The organism is Streptomyces aureus (assembly GCF_000725495.1).
Taxonomy (GTDB): domain Bacteria; phylum Actinomycetota; class Actinomycetes; order Streptomycetales; family Streptomycetaceae; genus Streptomyces; species Streptomyces aureus_B.
In genome coordinates this window covers 645,514-660,171 of record NZ_JNZD01000005.1, presented here as the reverse complement: position 1 = coordinate 660,171, position 14,658 = coordinate 645,514, and the positions used below count along the sequence as shown (strand labels likewise).

General features: G+C 72.5%; 12 protein-coding genes. 7 read left to right on the top strand and 5 right to left on the bottom strand.

Going from position 1 to position 14,658, the window contains the following annotated elements:
• Window positions 1-194: 194 nt before the first annotated feature.
• Genes IO36_RS12765 through IO36_RS12745 form a run of 5 tightly spaced genes read right to left on the bottom strand, consistent with a single transcriptional unit; the run spans window position 195 to window position 5,772 of the window.
• Window positions 195-1,505, bottom strand: coding sequence for a DUF58 domain-containing protein (locus IO36_RS12765; RefSeq protein ID WP_037619338.1), 1,311 nt, complete (start codon window positions 1,503-1,505; stop codon window positions 195-197).
• Window positions 1,505-2,503: an AAA family ATPase gene (locus tag IO36_RS12760; protein ID WP_107065696.1), complete on the bottom strand. Its 999-nt coding sequence runs from the start codon at window positions 2,501-2,503 to the stop codon at window positions 1,505-1,507. The genes IO36_RS12765 and IO36_RS12760 overlap by 1 nt, the downstream gene beginning before the upstream one ends.
• The gene (locus IO36_RS12755) at window positions 2,503-3,693 is read right to left on the bottom strand and encodes a DUF4350 domain-containing protein (protein WP_037619336.1); all 1,191 of its coding nucleotides are present in this window, start codon (window positions 3,691-3,693) and stop codon (window positions 2,503-2,505) included. Before IO36_RS12755 ends, IO36_RS12760 begins: the two co-directional genes overlap by 1 nt.
• On the bottom strand, window positions 3,690-4,445 hold the full coding sequence (locus IO36_RS12750; RefSeq protein ID WP_078943137.1) for a DUF4129 domain-containing protein: 756 nt from the start codon (window positions 4,443-4,445) through the stop codon (window positions 3,690-3,692). Before IO36_RS12750 ends, IO36_RS12755 begins: the two co-directional genes overlap by 4 nt.
• A 4-nt stretch (window positions 4,446-4,449) precedes the next feature.
• Entirely contained in the window at window positions 4,450-5,772 is a 1,323-nt protein-coding gene (locus IO36_RS12745) for a DUF7847 domain-containing protein (protein WP_037619333.1), read from the bottom strand.
• Window positions 5,773-5,912: 140 nt separating this feature from the next.
• Between IO36_RS12745 and mtnA the strand changes: the two genes are divergently transcribed.
• The 7 genes from mtnA (at window position 5,913) to IO36_RS12710 (ending at window position 14,630) form a co-directional block, all read left to right on the top strand.
• On the top strand, window positions 5,913-7,058 hold the full coding sequence (gene mtnA, locus IO36_RS12740) for an S-methyl-5-thioribose-1-phosphate isomerase (RefSeq protein ID WP_037619332.1): 1,146 nt from the start codon (window positions 5,913-5,915) through the stop codon (window positions 7,056-7,058).
• Between the two features lie 8 nt (window positions 7,059-7,066).
• Window positions 7,067-7,756, top strand: coding sequence for a two-component system response regulator MtrA (mtrA, locus tag IO36_RS12735; RefSeq protein ID WP_209441191.1), 690 nt, complete (start codon window positions 7,067-7,069; stop codon window positions 7,754-7,756).
• 1 nt (window position 7,757) lies between these two features.
• The gene (gene mtrB / locus IO36_RS12730) at window positions 7,758-9,839 is read left to right on the top strand and encodes an MtrAB system histidine kinase MtrB (RefSeq protein ID WP_037619329.1); all 2,082 of its coding nucleotides are present in this window, start codon (window positions 7,758-7,760) and stop codon (window positions 9,837-9,839) included.
• Entirely contained in the window at window positions 9,829-11,670 is a 1,842-nt protein-coding gene (locus IO36_RS12725) for an LpqB family beta-propeller domain-containing protein (protein ID WP_037619328.1), read from the top strand. Before mtrB ends, IO36_RS12725 begins: the two co-directional genes overlap by 11 nt.
• Before the next feature lie 153 nt (window positions 11,671-11,823).
• The gene (locus IO36_RS12720; RefSeq protein WP_037619546.1) at window positions 11,824-12,666 is read left to right on the top strand and encodes a ComF family protein; all 843 of its coding nucleotides are present in this window, start codon (window positions 11,824-11,826) and stop codon (window positions 12,664-12,666) included.
• 315 nt (window positions 12,667-12,981) lie between these two features.
• Window positions 12,982-13,674, top strand: a complete 693-nt coding sequence (hpf, locus tag IO36_RS12715; protein WP_387710098.1) for a ribosome hibernation-promoting factor, HPF/YfiA family — start codon at window positions 12,982-12,984, stop codon at window positions 13,672-13,674.
• A 209-nt stretch (window positions 13,675-13,883) separates the two neighbouring features.
• The gene (locus IO36_RS12710) at window positions 13,884-14,630 is read left to right on the top strand and encodes a response regulator (RefSeq protein ID WP_037619325.1); all 747 of its coding nucleotides are present in this window, start codon (window positions 13,884-13,886) and stop codon (window positions 14,628-14,630) included.
• The last annotated feature ends 28 nt before the right edge of the window (window positions 14,631-14,658 follow it).

Sequence of the window (14,658 nt, the reverse complement as noted above, 5' to 3'; positions counted from 1 at the left end):
TGCAGGGGGGACCCTGTGGGAGAGTAGGACGCCGCCGAACAAATTGTGAAGAAAACCCCCGGACCGGGGATACCGGTCCGGGGGTTTTCTGCGTTCAGGAGCAATTTCCCTGCTTTCGATCGACGGGCCCTGACACTCGATCGTCTCGCGATCGTCTGGGCTCTCCGCCGACTCTCCGTCGACACGTTTCCCGACTACAGACGGCCCGCGGCCTTCAGCGCCAGATAGGCGTCCGCGAGGGCCGGTGCGAGATCGTCCGGGGTCGCGTCGACGACGGTGACGCCGCGACGGCGCAGTGTCTCGGCCGTGCGCCGGCGTTCCGCCTCGGCCTGCGCGGCCGACGCCGCCTCGTACACCGCGTCGACGTCCCCCCGGGCCTTCGCCATGCGTGCGACGTGCGGGTCGGCGACCGATGCCAGCAGGACGGTGTGGCGCTGGGTGAGGCTGGAGAGCACCGGGAGCAGGCCCTCCTCGACGGGGGCCGCGTCGAGGGTCGTCAGCAGCACGATCAGCGAGCGGCGCGGGGCCGTGCGCACCGCCGTGGCGGCCAGGCCCCGGGCGTCGGTCTCGACGAGTTCCGGTTCGAGCCCGGCCATCGCGTTGACCAGCGACGGGAGGACGTCGCCCGCCGCACGGCCCTGGACGAGGGCGCGGACCCGGCGGTCGTAGGCCAGGAGGTCGACGCGGTCGCCGGCGCGGGAGGCCAGGGCGGCGAGGAGCAGGGCCGCGTCCAGGGAGGCGTCGAGGCGGGGCGCGTCGCCGACACGCCCGGCGGAGGTGCGGCCGGTGTCGAGGACGATAAGGATGTGGCGGTCGCGTTCGGGACGCCAGGTGCGTACGGCGACCGTCGTCCGGCGGGCCGTGGCGCGCCAGTCGATGGAACGGGTGTCGTCACCGGGAACGTACTCGCGCAGACTGTCGAACTCCGTTCCCTCACCGCGTGTCAGGACGCTGGTGCGGCCGTCGAGTTCACGGAGGCGGGCCAGTTTGGACGGCAGGTGCTTGCGGCTGGTGAAGGGCGGCAGGACGCGTACGGTCCAGGGGACCTCGTGGCTGCCCTGACGGGAGAACAGGCCGAGGGGGCCGAACGAGCGGATCGTGACGCGGTCGGCCCGGCGGTCGCCGCGGCGCGTGGGGCGCAGACGGGTCGTCAGACGGCGGCGTTCGCCCGCGGGGACCGTCAGGCGGTGCCGGGATGCCTCGGTCTCCGTGCCGGGCTCCCAGCTGCTCGGCGGCCAGGCGTCCCGCAGGTGGGCGCGCAGCGGCCGGCCTGAGGGGTTGGTGACGGTGAGCGTGACGTCCGCGGACTCGCCGAGGCGCACCGAGGTGTCGCCGGAGCGGGTCAGGCCGAGGCGCCGTACGGGAGCCGCGAGGGCGGCGTCGCAGGCGCAGGCCAGGGCGAGCGGGACGTCGACGGCGAGGATGCCCGTCCAGCTCGGTCCCCAGATGCCGACGGGAATCGCGCCCAGGGCCGCCAGGAGTGCGGCGCGTCCGGTGAGTGCCATCAGCGGGGGACGGGGACGTGGGCGAGGATCGCGTTGATGACGGAGTCGGCCGTCACGCCCTCCATCTCGGCCTCGGGGCGGAGCTGGACGCGGTGGCGGAGGGTCGGCAGGGCCAGGGCCTTGACGTCGTCGGGGATGACGTAGTCACGGCCGGTCAGCCAGGCCCAGGCGCGGGCCGTGGCGAGCAGTGCCGTCGCGCCGCGCGGGGAGACGCCGAGGGTGAGCGACGGGGACTGGCGGGTCGCGCGGCACAGGTCGACGACGTAGCCGGTGATCTCGGGGGAGACCGTCGTCTTGGCGACCGCGGCGCGGGCGGCTTCGAGGTCGGCGGCGCCGGCGACCGGACGCAGTCCCGCGGCGCGCAGGTCGCGCGGGTTGAAGCCCTCTGAGTGGCGGGTGAGGACGTCGATCTCGTCCTGGCGGGAGGGCAGCGGGATCGTCAGTTTGAGCAGGAAGCGGTCCAGTTGGGCCTCGGGGAGCGGATACGTTCCCTCGTACTCGACCGGGTTCTGGGTCGCCGCGACCAGGAAGGGCTCGGGGAGCGGGCGGGGCGTGCCGTCGACCGTGACCTGGCGTTCCTCCATCGCCTCCAGCAGGGACGCCTGGGTCTTGGGGGGCGTGCGGTTGATCTCGTCGGCGAGCAGGAGATTGGTGAAGACGGGGCCGGGCTGGAAGGAGAACTCGGCGGTGCGGGCGTCGTAGACGAGTGAGCCCGTGACGTCGCTCGGCATGAGGTCGGGGGTGAACTGGACGCGCTTGGTGTCGAGTTCCAGCGCGGACGCGAGCGCGCGGACGAGCAGCGTCTTGGCCACTCCGGGGACCCCTTCGAGAAGGACGTGTCCGCGGCACAGGAGGGCGACGACGAGGCCGGTGACAGCGGGGTCCTGGCCGACCACGGCTTTGGCGATCTCGGCGCGCAGGGCCTCCAGGGAGGAGCGGGCGGAGTCCGCGTCCCCGGAGTACCCGGTGTGCCCGGCTTTGTCAGTGGTCGGGTCCATCATGAAATGCGTACCTCTCTTTCGAGGGCGTCGAGTTGGTCGGCTAGGGAGACGAGGGCCGCGTCGTCCCGGGGCGGTGGTCCGAAGAGGAGGGGCAGCAGGGCCTGGGCGTCGCCGTCGAAGCGGGCGGCCAGCGCGGGCAGCAGGGTCTCGGGCGCGTGCGCCTGGGACGGGGGCACACCGATGAGGGGGGCGAGGCGGGTGAGGGTGGCGGAGCGGAGAGCGGCGGCCGCGCGGTCGCGGGCGGAGGCCTTGCGGTAGAGGCGGGCACGGCCTTCGGTGGCCTCGGAGGCGCGGATCGCGACGGGGAGCCGTTCGGGTACGAGGGGGCCCATGCGGCGGCCCCGCCACAGCGCCGCCAGGACGGCGGCGAAGAACAGCTGGAGAGTGCCCCAGAGCCAGCCCGAGGGGATCAGGTCGAGGAAGCTCTGGTCGCCCGCGTCGGTGGCCGAGTCGTCGGAGAGCGAGGGGAGGTACCAGACCAGATGGGGGCGGGAGCCGAGGAGTTGGAGCGCGAGCGAGGCGTTGCCCTGCTCGTCGAGGCGCTCGTTGTAGAGGATGTCGGGGGCGCCGAGGACGACCGTGTCACCGCCCGCGGAGCGGGCTGGGACGCGCAGGAGCGTGGGCAGTCCGTCGCTCGGGTAGCAGGTGTCGGCGTCCGGGTCGGTCGTGGTGTAGCGGATGCCGCCGGTGTCGGCGCTGCCCGCCCGGCGGGCCGCGGGCAGATCGCAGCGGGGGGAGAGCGTCGAGTCGAAGCCGACCGCGGGGTCGGCGGTGCTGCCGGGGACGAGGGTGCCGATGGAGGGCGGTCCGGGGGCTATCAGGACCGTGCGGCCGCCGGAGTCGGCCGTCGCCGTGTGGAGAGCGTCCTGCTGGCGCCTGGTCAGCAGGTCGGGGGCCGCGATCAGCAGGGTGGTGTCGGGGCCGGCGGCGGAGCGGACTTCGCCGAGGGTGGTGACCACGCGCGTGGTCACGCCCCGGTCGGCGAGGAGTTGGGCGACGGCCCTGCTGCCGGAGGGGTCCGCGGAGCGCGGGTCGAGGCGTCCGTGCCGCCCTTCCGAGCGGACGGCGGCCATCGCGACGGCGGCCGCCAGCAGCAGGACGAGCGCGAGGACGATTCCGCGCGTGCGGGTCCACACCTGGCGGGCGGTGGGCGAGGCCGAGGTGGGGGCGAGGGCGGCCCCGGTCATGAGGCGGCCCCCTGCCGGCCGCCGTGGCCCGTGTCCCGGTCCGCGCCGGGGGCGTTCGGGAGGACGGGCCGGGTGCGCTCCAGGTCGCGGTCGAGTTCGGTGAGGCGCTGGTACGCGTGTGCGTCGCCGGTGCGGCCTCCGTACGTGATGTCGTCGAAGTCGCGTGCCGCGGCGCGCAGCCGGTCGGTGTGGGCGGGCAGGGAGCGGCTCGCCTCCGCGGCGGCCTCGTCGGCGGTGCGTCCGGGGCGCGGATCGAGCAGGGCGCGTTCCTCCAGGGAGCGCACGACGGCGCGCATCCGTTCCTGGACGGCCTGGTTCCAGTGGCCATGGGCGGCGTGCGCCTCGGCGGCGGCGCGGTGTTCGGCGGCGTTCCTGGGGCGGTCGTCGAAGAGGGCGGCGGACGAGGAGGGGGTGCGGCGGGGGGTGCCCAGGCGCCACCACAGGGCGGTGGCGATCGCCACGGCCGCGAGGACGATGACGACGAGTCCGAGCGTTCCCCCGGGAGTCGCGGAGGAGGCGGCGCCGAACAGCCTGCCGACCCAGTCCCAGAAGGCGTTCAGTCCGCGCTGGACGAGGCCGGGGTCGTGCTCGTGGTACATCCGCTTGGACAGTTCGCGCCGGGCCGCTTCACGGGCGGCCTCGCGCGGTGTCGTCACCGGTGGTGTGGCGCCGCGCGGCAGCGCGATGACCGCCGTCGCGCCGGTGCCCGGCCCCCCGAGCACCGCCGTGAGAACTCCCCCCGCCCCGTTCACCGCATCAGCTCCCCGGTGTGGCGCCGGGGGTGCCGGTCGCCTGGCCGCCGTAGCCCTGGAGACCGGCGGCCCGTGCCAGGTCGAGGTCGAGGGCCTCGCGGCGGATGCGCCGGTCGATGTACAGGAGCACCGTGACGCCCGCGGTGATCGGGAAGGTGATCATGGATCCGATGACCGCGCCGATGCCGCTCACGATGAGGTAGGTCCAGCCGAGGTCGCCGCCGGAGCTGTCGAGGAAGCCGGTGAAGCCGTCGCCGCTCAGGGCCGCGGCGAGGACGGCGAAGGGGATCACGATGATCGACGCCACGATGTTGGCGATGATCGTGGCGAGCAGCTGGATGCCGAACACCCGCCACCAGGAGCCCTTGACGAGCTTGGCGGAGCGGCGCATCGACTTCACGATGCCCTGCTTCTCCAGCATCAGGGCGGGGGAGGCGAGCGAGAAGCGGATCATCAGCCAGAGGGCGACGAAGCCCGCGGCGAAGGCGCCTAGGACGGCGAGCGCGGCCCCGCCCTCGTTCGAGCCGCCGGCCACCACGAGCAGGCCCGGCAGCGCACCGGCGGCCATGATCGCGACGGCGATGAGCGGCAGCAGCAGCGTCAGGCCGAGCAGCCCGGCCAGTTGCGGGCGGGCGTCGCGCCAGGCCTCGCCGGTGGTCACCGGCTTGCCGATCACGGCCCGGCTGGTCACCGAGGTGAGCAGGGCCGTCGCGACGATGGTGCCGAGCAGGGTGACGAGCAGGACGAGGCCGGAGCTGAGCAGGGTGTCGCCCATGGCCCGGGTCAGTTCGCCGAGGGTGGCGCTCGGGTCGTTGATCGTCTCCGTGGCGGCGCTGTCGTCCAGGACGAGGCCCTGGAGCAGGATGACGGCGACCTGCGTGAAGACGGCGACGGTCAGCGAGATGCCGAGGACCGTGCGCCAGTAGGCGCGCATGGTCGACACCGCTCCGTCCAGGATCTCGCCGACGCCGAGCGGGCGCAGCGGGATCACGCCGGGCTTGGCGGCGGCCGGCGGGTGTCCCCAGGCGCCACCCCAGCCGGTGGGTCCGCCCTGTCCGGGGCCCGTCCAGCCGCCGTGGCCGCCGCCGGGGCCGCCGGGAGGCCGGCCGCCCCAGCCGGGACCAGGTGCGGCGGGCGGCGGGGTCGGAGCCTGAGGGCCGGGCGCGGACCACTGACCGGGCGGGGGCTGCTCCTTGGACCACTTCGAAGGCTGCTCGGGCCGGCCGGTCCCGTCCTGGTCCGCGGGCTCCGGGGCGCCGGACGAGTCCGGCTCCTTCTCGCCGGAGGGGGCGGATCCGGGCGACGCCCAGCCCGGAGTGTCGTTCATCGTCGCTCCTTCACGGTGCCCGTTCCGCGGTCGCGGCGGCAGGTCGACAGCCATCGTGTCACGGCGTGCCCGGCGAGGGACGGGCCCCGTATGGGCTGCACACCTTCAATTGTCCGCCGGGTACGGGGCAGACTGGGCGGATGGCTGATCACTACGCGCAACCCCGCGAGGACGGCGGGCCGACGGAGATACCCGCGATCCGCTGGCACGAGCCCCCGGAAGGCCCCGTCGTGGTCCTTCTCGACCAGACACGGCTTCCCGCCGAGGAGGTCGAGCTGGTGTGCACGGACGCGCCCGCCCTGGTGGAGGCGATCAGAACGCTCGCCGTACGGGGGGCTCCGCTGCTCGGGATCGCCGGGGCGTACGGCGTCGCGCTCGCCGCCGTACGCGGCTTCGACGTGGAGGAGGCGGCCCTCGCGCTGGCCGGTGCCCGGCCGACCGCGGTGAACCTCGCGGTCGGCGTGCGCAGGGCGCAGGCGGCCCACCGGGCCGCGCTGGCCGCCGGTGGCGACGAGGCGGCGGCAGGGGCGGCGGCACTGCACGCGGCGCGGACGCTGCACCGCCAGGACGCCGAGGCGAGCTCCCGCATGGCCGGGCACGGTCTCGCGCTGCTCGACGAACTGCTGCCCGGCGGCAGCCACCGCGTGCTGACGCACTGCAACACGGGCGCGCTGGTGTCCGGTGGTGAGGGCACCGCGTTCGCCGTGGCGCTCGCCGCGCACCGGGCGGGGAAGCTGCGGCGGCTGTGGGTGGACGAGACGCGGCCCCTGCTTCAGGGGGCCCGGCTGACGGCGTACGAGGCCGCCCGCAGCGGCATGGCGTACACCCTGCTCACGGACAACGCGGCGGGCTCGCTGTTCGCGGCCGGGGAGGTGGACGCGGTGCTGATCGGGGCCGACCGCATCGCCGCCGACGGTTCGGTGGCGAACAAGGTGGGGAGCTATCCGCTCGCGGTGCTGGCCCGGTACCACCACGTGCCGTTCATCGTGGTGGCCCCGGTGACGACGATCGACCCCGACACGCCCGACGGCGCGTCCATCGAGGTCGAGCAGCGCGCGGGTCATGAAGTGACGGAGATCGCAGCTCCGCAGGTCCCGGTGGCGGGGGCGGAGCCGGGAGGGGGTATACCTGTGGCACCCCTGGGGACCCAGGCGTACAACCCGGCGTTCGACGTGACGCCGCCGGAGTTGATCACGGCGATCGTCACCGAAGAGGGCGTTGTTTCGCCCGTGACGGCTGAGGCTCTCGCCGAGCTGTGTGACTTGTCACGCCAGGTAACGATTTAGTTAATGGGATGATGTCGTTTATGAAGGGACGAGTCCTTGTCGTCGATGACGACACCGCACTGGCCGAGATGCTCGGCATCGTGCTCCGTGGTGAAGGTTTTGAGCCGTCTTTCGTAGCCGACGGCGACAAGGCGCTGGCCGCCTTCCGTGACGCCAAGCCCGACCTGGTTCTCCTGGACCTCATGCTGCCCGGACGGGACGGCATCGAGGTGTGCCGCCTGATCAGGGCGGAGTCCGGGGTGCCGATCGTGATGCTCACGGCGAAGAGCGACACCGTCGATGTCGTGGTCGGCCTCGAGTCGGGCGCCGACGACTACATCGTGAAGCCGTTCAAGCCAAAAGAGCTCGTGGCGCGGATCAGGGCGAGGCTGCGCCGTTCGGAGGAACCGGCACCCGAGCAGCTGTCGATCGGCGATCTCGTCATCGACGTCGCCGGTCACTCTGTGAAGCGGGACGGCATGTCCATCGCGCTCACGCCGCTCGAGTTCGACCTCCTCGTCGCCCTGGCACGCAAGCCGTGGCAGGTGTTCACGCGTGAGGTCCTGCTGGAGCAGGTGTGGGGCTACCGGCACGCGGCCGACACCCGTCTGGTCAACGTGCACGTCCAGCGACTGCGCTCCAAGGTCGAGAAGGACCCGGAGCGCCCGGAGATCGTGGTGACCGTCCGAGGCGTCGGATACAAGGCAGGACCGAGCTGACATGTCATTTGACAGTGCCGCTTCGGCGTCCGCTGAGCAGGGGGATCGTTCGGGGCGGCCTGTCGGCCGGAAAATGAAGGGCTCCGGCTGGGAGCGGTTCTTCGAGGGAGGACTGCTCCAGGGCGGGGTCCAGGGCAGTCCGGTCCTCCGGCTGCTCATACGCTGGGTGCGCCGTCCGCTGCTGCCCGTGATGCGGCTGTGGCGGCGCAACATCCAGCTCAAGATCGTCGCGACGACGCTGCTCATGTCCATGGGCGTCGTCCTGCTCCTCGGCTTCGTCGTGATCGGGCAGGTGCGCAACGGTCTGCTGGACGCCAAGGTGAGGGCCTCGCAGAGCCAGGCCACCGGTGGTTTCTCGGTGGCCAAGCAGAAGGCGGACTCCGCGGCGACGGCGAACGGCGACGACGGCTCGGCCGCCGACGGCCGGTCGAAGAACGTCAGCCAATGGATGACCGACCTCGTCGTGTCCCTGTCCAGCGGTGGCCAGGGCGCTTTCGACGTGGTCACGCTCAACTCCACCGCCTCGGGAGACGGCAGCGGCGGTCTCGCACCGCGCTACTCCGGCCAGGTCGACCCGACCGTGAGCGTCCCCGAGAACCTGCGCGCCCGCGTCGACAAGAGCACCGCGGCCGCCCAGAGCTACACCCGTGTGGTCTACAAGGACGGCCGCGAGTCCCAGCCGGCGCTGGTCATCGGCAAGCAGGTCAGCGACCCCAACGGGGACGCGTACCAGCTGTACTACCTCTTCCCGCTGACGCAGGAGGAGAAGTCGCTGAGCCTGGTCAAGGGCACGCTCGCGACGGCCGGACTGTTCGTCGTGGTGCTCCTCGGCGCCATCGCGTGGCTCGTGGTGCGCCAGGTCGTCACCCCGGTGCGGATGGCGGCCGGCATCGCCGAGCGGCTCTCCGCCGGACGTCTCCAGGAGCGGATGAAGGTCACCGGCGAGGACGACATCGCGCGGCTCGGCGAGGCCTTCAACAAGATGGCGCAGAACCTCCAGCTGAAGATCCAGCAGCTGGAGGACCTGTCCCGGATGCAGCGGCGGTTCGTCTCCGACGTGTCGCACGAGCTGCGCACCCCGCTGACCACCGTGCGGATGGCGGCCGACGTCATCCACGACGCGCGCGTGGACTTCGACCCGGTGACCGCGAGGTCGGCCGAGCTGCTCGCCGACCAGCTGGACCGCTTCGAGACGCTCCTCGCCGACCTGCTGGAGATCAGCCGGTTCGACGCGGGCGCCGCGGCGCTGGAGGCCGACGCCATCGACCTCAGGGAAGTCGTGCGACGGGTGGTCGGCGGGGCCGAGCCGCTCGCCGAGCGCAAGGGCACGCGCATACGCGTCGTCGGCGACCAGCAGCCGCTGATCGCCGAGGCCGACGCCCGGCGCGTCGAGCGGGTGCTGCGCAACCTCGTCGTCAACGCCGTGGAGCACGGCGAGGGCAAGGACGTCGTCGTCAAGCTCGCCTCCGCGGGCGGGGCGGTCGCCATCGCGGTCCGCGACTACGGCGTCGGGCTCAAGCCCGGCGAGGCGACCCGGGTGTTCAGCCGCTTCTGGCGGGCCGACCCGGCCCGCGCGCGGACCACCGGCGGCACGGGTCTGGGGCTGTCGATCGCCCTGGAGGACGCGCGGCTGCACGGCGGCTGGCTCCAGGCCTGGGGCGAGCCGGGCGGCGGCTCGCAGTTCCGGCTGACCCTGCCGCGGACCGCGGACGAACCGCTCAGGGGATCACCGATACCCCTGGAGCCCAAGGACTCCCGGCGCAACCGAGGACTGGACGACGCGGGTCTGCCGCACGGCGGCGAGACCAAGCGCGCCACGGTTCCCGTGCAGCAGGCCGGGTCCTCCTCGGATCCGATAGCGCAGCACGGCGGCATGGCCTCGCGGCTGTCCGGGGCCTCGGCCACGGCCGACCCGACGGCCCTGCCGGGCAGCGGCGCCCGCGTGGTGCCCCGGCCCGCCGGGGCGCTGCGGCGCCAGGAGGAGACATCCGGCACCGGCCGGGACCGGACCGCGCAGGAGCGGGGGCGGGACGGCGACACGCCGGAGGAGCTCGGACATGGGGAGGCATTCCGTGGGCGCTGACCGCGGGGGGAACGGCGTCCGAGGACGCCGTTCGGTGAGCGTCGCGGTGTACGCGGCATGCGGCGGTCTGCTGCTGGCGGGGTGCGCCTCGATGCCGGACAGCGGGGACCTGCGCGGGGTGGAGTCCACCCCGCGCCCGGACTCGCAGGTCCGCGTCTACGCCATGCCGCCGCACCCCGGCGCCTCGGCGGCGGAGATCGTGCAGGGCTTCCTGGAAGCGCTGACCAGCGACGACGCCAAGTACGAGACGGCCGGCAAGTACCTCACCGACGCCGCGCGCAAGACGTGGGACCCGTACCACTCGACGACGGTGCTCTCCGACGCGCCCGAGCCCGTGGGAGCGCCCTCGGGCACCAAGGACGGCAGCCGTGAGGCGCTGTTCCGGCTGAACGGCAGCAAGGTCGCCAAGGTGGACGACCGGCACGCGTACGGGCCGGACGCCGGCCAGTACAGCGGCTCGGTGCACCTGACCAAGCTGAAGAGCAACAAGCAGTGGCGCATCGACGGGCTGCCGCAGGGCGTCGTCATGGGCACCTCGGACTTCCAGCGCAACTACGTGTCCGTGAACAAGTACTACTTCGCGTCGAACGGGCCCTCCGGGACCGGCCGCCCGCTGGGGACCGTCGCCGACCCGGTCTACGTGCGCGCGCAGGTCGACCCGATGACGCAGATCGTGCGCGCCCTGCTGAAGGGGCCCACGAGCTGGCTGGACCCGGTGGTCAGGTCGAGCTTCCCCTCGGGCACGGAACTGAAGAACGACGACGTGACGCTGTCGCCCGACGACCGCAACAGCGTCACGGTGCCGCTGAACGCGCGGGCCGACCGGGTCGGAGGCCCCCAGTGCCGTCAGATGGCGGCCCAGATCCTCCTCACCCTGCGCGACCTCACGCCCACCGGCGTCGACGAGGTGGAGCTCCAGCGGTCGAACGGCTCGCAGCTGTGCGTGCTGACCAAGGCCAAGGCCGAGAGCGTCGCCTCGCACGGCACGGGCGAGCACCCGGAGTACCAGTACTTCATCGACCACGAGCAGCGGCTCGTCCGGATGCCCGGCGGCAACCGCGACAAGACGCCCGAGCCGGTGCCCGGTGCACTCGGCGAGGGCGAGAAGAAGCTGCGGGCGGCCGCGGTGTCGCGGGACGAGGACACCGCCGCCGGTGTGTCGGCCGACGGCCGGAACCTGTACGTCGGCTCGCTGGTGCCGGGCGGCTCGCTCGCCGAGCCGGTGGTGCGCAGCCAGGGCGCGACGGCCGACGACCGGCTGACCACGCCGAGCTGGGATGCGCGCGGCGACCTGTGGGTGGCCGACCGCGATCCGAAGAACCCGCGGCTGCTCCTGCTGGAGAAGGGCGCGGGCCAGCCGATCGTCGTGCAGGCGCCGGAGCTCGGCGGACGCATCGAGGCGGTGCGGGTGGCCGCCGACGGTGTGCGCATCGCGCTGATCGTCGAGAAGGACGGCAAGAGCTCGCTGCAGATCGGACGCATCGAGCGGTCCGAGGACGAACCGCACGGCGCCTACATCGTCGGACCGCAGTCCGTCGCGCCCCAGCTGGAGGAGGTCACGGCCATGTCCTGGGCCGGCGACAGCCGTCTGGTGGTGGTCGGCAGCGAGGAGGGCGGCGTGCAGCAGATGCAGTACGTCCAGGTCGACGGCTCCACTCCGCTCGGCACTTCGCCCTCCGCGCTGGCCAACGTCAAGGAGATCGCCGCGTCCGAGGACGAGCAGCTGCCCCTGGTGGCGCACTCCGAGACGGACGGGATCGTGCGCCTCTCGGCGGGGGAGCAGTGGCAGAAGGTGGTCAAGGACGGGACGGCGCCGGTCTATCCCGGCTAGTGCGTGTCCGCCCTAGTGCCCTGTGTTCGGCCCGTGGGCCCGTCCGGTTCTTCCGGGCGGGCCCGCCGCCGTTTCGGGAGCCGTTCAGGCGCCGTCCGTCCGGGTTTTCCACAGGGGTGGTCGGACGGTCCCGCCGTTGGCACAGTGGTGGTCATGCGGGGGTGGTGGCGTGACCTCACGGATCTGGTGCTGCCGGCCGAGTGCGGCGGCTGCGGGCTGCCTCGCGCGGTGCTCTGTCCCGAGTGCCGCGCCGCCCTGACGGGGGCCGCTCCGTGCCGGGTGCGGCCCCTGCCCGAGCCGGAGGGGCTGTCCGTGGTGCACGCGGCGGCTCCGTACGGGGACGAGGTGCGCGCCATGCTCCTCGCCCACAAGGAGCGGGGCGCGCTGGCCCTGGCGGGACCGCTGGGCGAGGCCCTGGCAGGGGCCGTACGGGCGGGTCTGGGGCCGGCGGGGCGTCCCGGGCCCCTCGGTTCGGGAGGGCGGGGCGCGGCGGCGGTGCTGCTCGTGCCGGTGCCTTCGGCCCGGTGGGCGGTCCGGGCGCGGGGCCACGATCCGGTGCGGCGGATCGCGCTCGCGGCGGCGGGCGAGCTGCGGCGCACGGGTACACCGGCCCGGGTGCTCGGCGTGCTGCGCCAGCGGCGTGCCGTGGCCGACCAGTCGGGGCTGAACTCCCGGCAGCGGGCGGCGAATCTGGCGGGCGCGCTGGAGGTCGCCGCCGGGGGCGAGCGGCTGCTGGCCCGGGGAGGACGGGTCGTGGTGGTGGACGACCTGATGACGACGGGGGCGTCGCTGGCGGAGGCGGTGCGGGCGGTCCGGGCGGTGCGGACCGTGCGGCCGGGTGCCGGAGCGCTGGGATGGACGGGTGAGAGGAGTGGATCGGGGGAGGTGTACGGCCGAAACGCGGGTAGGGAGCAGGCCGGAGGAACGAGCGGTGGGACGGTCTGCTCGGCCGTGATCGCCGCACCGCCGGGCGCCTTCGAAATAAACCGGAACTGACCGAGAACTTGCATCGTTGCAGGTAATGAGAGGGTCAATTCACCTGAACGGAGGTACGTATCAGTAGAGGGTGACGACATCCGTCCGGGCGAGATATGTTCGGTTGTGAGGCAATGGCGCAGGCCGAACCTCACGCATCCGAGTGCCGAAGCGTGACTTTCCGGCAATCACCCGTATCGGTGGGGTGGAGATCTTGTCCTTGGGGGAGGAGGAGGTGAAAGTCACCGAGTCCGAGGTTCCGGGGCTCACCGGAGCCTGGTGCAAAAGGGAGATGCTCCGCCAGTGGAGCGGGGCTATCCGGGAACGGAGTTCTGCGTGGACATCGTCGTCAAGGGCCGCAAGACCGAGGTGCCCGAGCGGTTCCGCAAGCACGTGGCCGAGAAGCTGAAGCTGGAGAAGATCCAGAAGCTCGATGGCAAGGTGATCAGCCTCGACGTCGAGGTGTCCAAGGAGCCCAACCCCCGACAGGCCGACCGCAGTGACCGGGTGGAGATCACGCTCCACTCCCGCGGACCGGTGATCCGGGCGGAGGCAGCGGCAAGCGACGCGTATGCAGCACTCGACCTGGCCGCGGACAAGCTCGAGGCCCGGCTGCGCAAGCAGCACGACAAGCGCTACACCCGCCGTGGCAACGGCAGGCTCTCGGCGGCCGAGGTGGCCGACGTCGTCCCGGGTGCCGCGACCCTCAACGGCAGTGGTGACGTCGTCCGCGACGAGGAGCCGGACGCCGTGCCGACCAAGAAGATCGGCTCTCTCGAGATCATGGGCGAAGGCCCCTGTGTGGTCCGCGAGAAGACCCATGTGGCCGAACCGATGACGCTCGACCAGGCGCTCTACGAAATGGAGCTCGTCGGGCATGACTTCTACCTCTTCGTCGACTCCGAGTCGAAGGAACCCAGCGTCGTCTACCGGCGCCATGCGTACGACTACGGAGTCATCCACCTGAGCACGGACCCGATGGTCACCCAGGGCGGAGCGGACGCGCCGGGCGGCGCGCTCGGCGGCTGACCGACCGCCCCCGGTGACGGATGAACCGGTGCCCCTGGAGCGCGAATGCGCCCCCAGGGGCACCGGTGTGCGACCCCTTCGCGTCCCGCTCCGTCACCCCGCCGCCGTCCGGACATGGAATCATGGCCGCACCGGCCCAACCGGTGGGTCGTTGCCTTGGGTTGGCGATACCGCGGAAACACAGGCCACGGCCTTCAGGGGGAGGAACGATGGCGGACAGCTTCGGACCGATGCGTGCCGGCGATGCCGACGAGCGAGTCGTCGCCTCCGGACCGGACGACGGTTCCTCGCGCGGGGAACCGATCAGGGTCCTCGTCGTGGACGACCATGCCCTCTTCCGCCGCGGCCTGGAGATCGTGCTCGCGGCCGAGGAGGACATCCAGGTCGTCGGTGAGGCGGGCGACGGGGCGGAGGCCGTCGACAAGGCCGCCGACCTGCTGCCCGACATCGTGCTGATGGACGTACGGATGCCCAAGCGCGGCGGCATCGAGGCCTGCACCTCCATCAAGGAGGTGGCCCCCAGCGCGAAGATCATCATGCTGACGATCAGCGACGAGGAGGCCGACCTCTACGACGCGATCAAGGCGGGGGCGACCGGCTACCTCCTCAAGGAGATCTCCACGGACGAGGTGGCCACGGCCATCCGCGCGGTGGCCGACGGGCAGTCGCAGATCAGTCCGTCCATGGCCTCGAAACTCCTCACCGAGTTCAAGTCGATGATCCAGCGCACCGACGAGCGCCGGCTGGTGCCCGCGCCCCGGCTCACCGACCGCGAACTGGAAGTCCTCAAGCTCGTGGCCACGGGGATGAACAACCGCGACATCGCCAAGGAACTGTTCATCTCCGAGAACACCGTGAAGAACCACGTGCGCAACATCCTGGAGAAGCTGCAGCTGCACTCCCGGATGGAGGCCGTGGTGTACGCGATGCGCGAGAAGATCCTCGAGATCCGCTAGCCGGCCGGGACGCCGGCTGTCGGGCTCC

Excerpts from the sequence above, each read along its gene's own strand:
- IO36_RS12765 (WP_037619338.1), bottom strand. The coding sequence starts at position 1,505 with ATGGCACTCACCGGACGCGCCGCACTCCTGGCGGCCCTGGGCGCGATT.
- IO36_RS12760 (WP_107065696.1), bottom strand. The coding sequence starts at position 2,503 with ATGGACCCGACCACTGACAAAGCCGGGCACACCGGGTACTCCGGGGAC.
- IO36_RS12755 (WP_037619336.1), bottom strand. The coding sequence starts at position 3,693 with ATGACCGGGGCCGCCCTCGCCCCCACCTCGGCCTCGCCCACCGCCCGC.
- IO36_RS12745 (WP_037619333.1), bottom strand. The coding sequence starts at position 5,772 with ATGAACGACACTCCGGGCTGGGCGTCGCCCGGATCCGCCCCCTCCGGC.
- mtnA (WP_037619332.1), top strand. The coding sequence starts at position 5,913 with ATGGCTGATCACTACGCGCAACCCCGCGAGGACGGCGGGCCGACGGAG.
- mtrA (WP_209441191.1), top strand. The coding sequence starts at position 7,067 with ATGATGTCGTTTATGAAGGGACGAGTCCTTGTCGTCGATGACGACACC.
- mtrB (WP_037619329.1), top strand. The coding sequence starts at position 7,758 with ATGTCATTTGACAGTGCCGCTTCGGCGTCCGCTGAGCAGGGGGATCGT.
- IO36_RS12720 (WP_037619546.1), top strand. The coding sequence starts at position 11,824 with ATGCGGGGGTGGTGGCGTGACCTCACGGATCTGGTGCTGCCGGCCGAG.
- IO36_RS12710 (WP_037619325.1), top strand. The coding sequence starts at position 13,884 with ATGGCGGACAGCTTCGGACCGATGCGTGCCGGCGATGCCGACGAGCGA.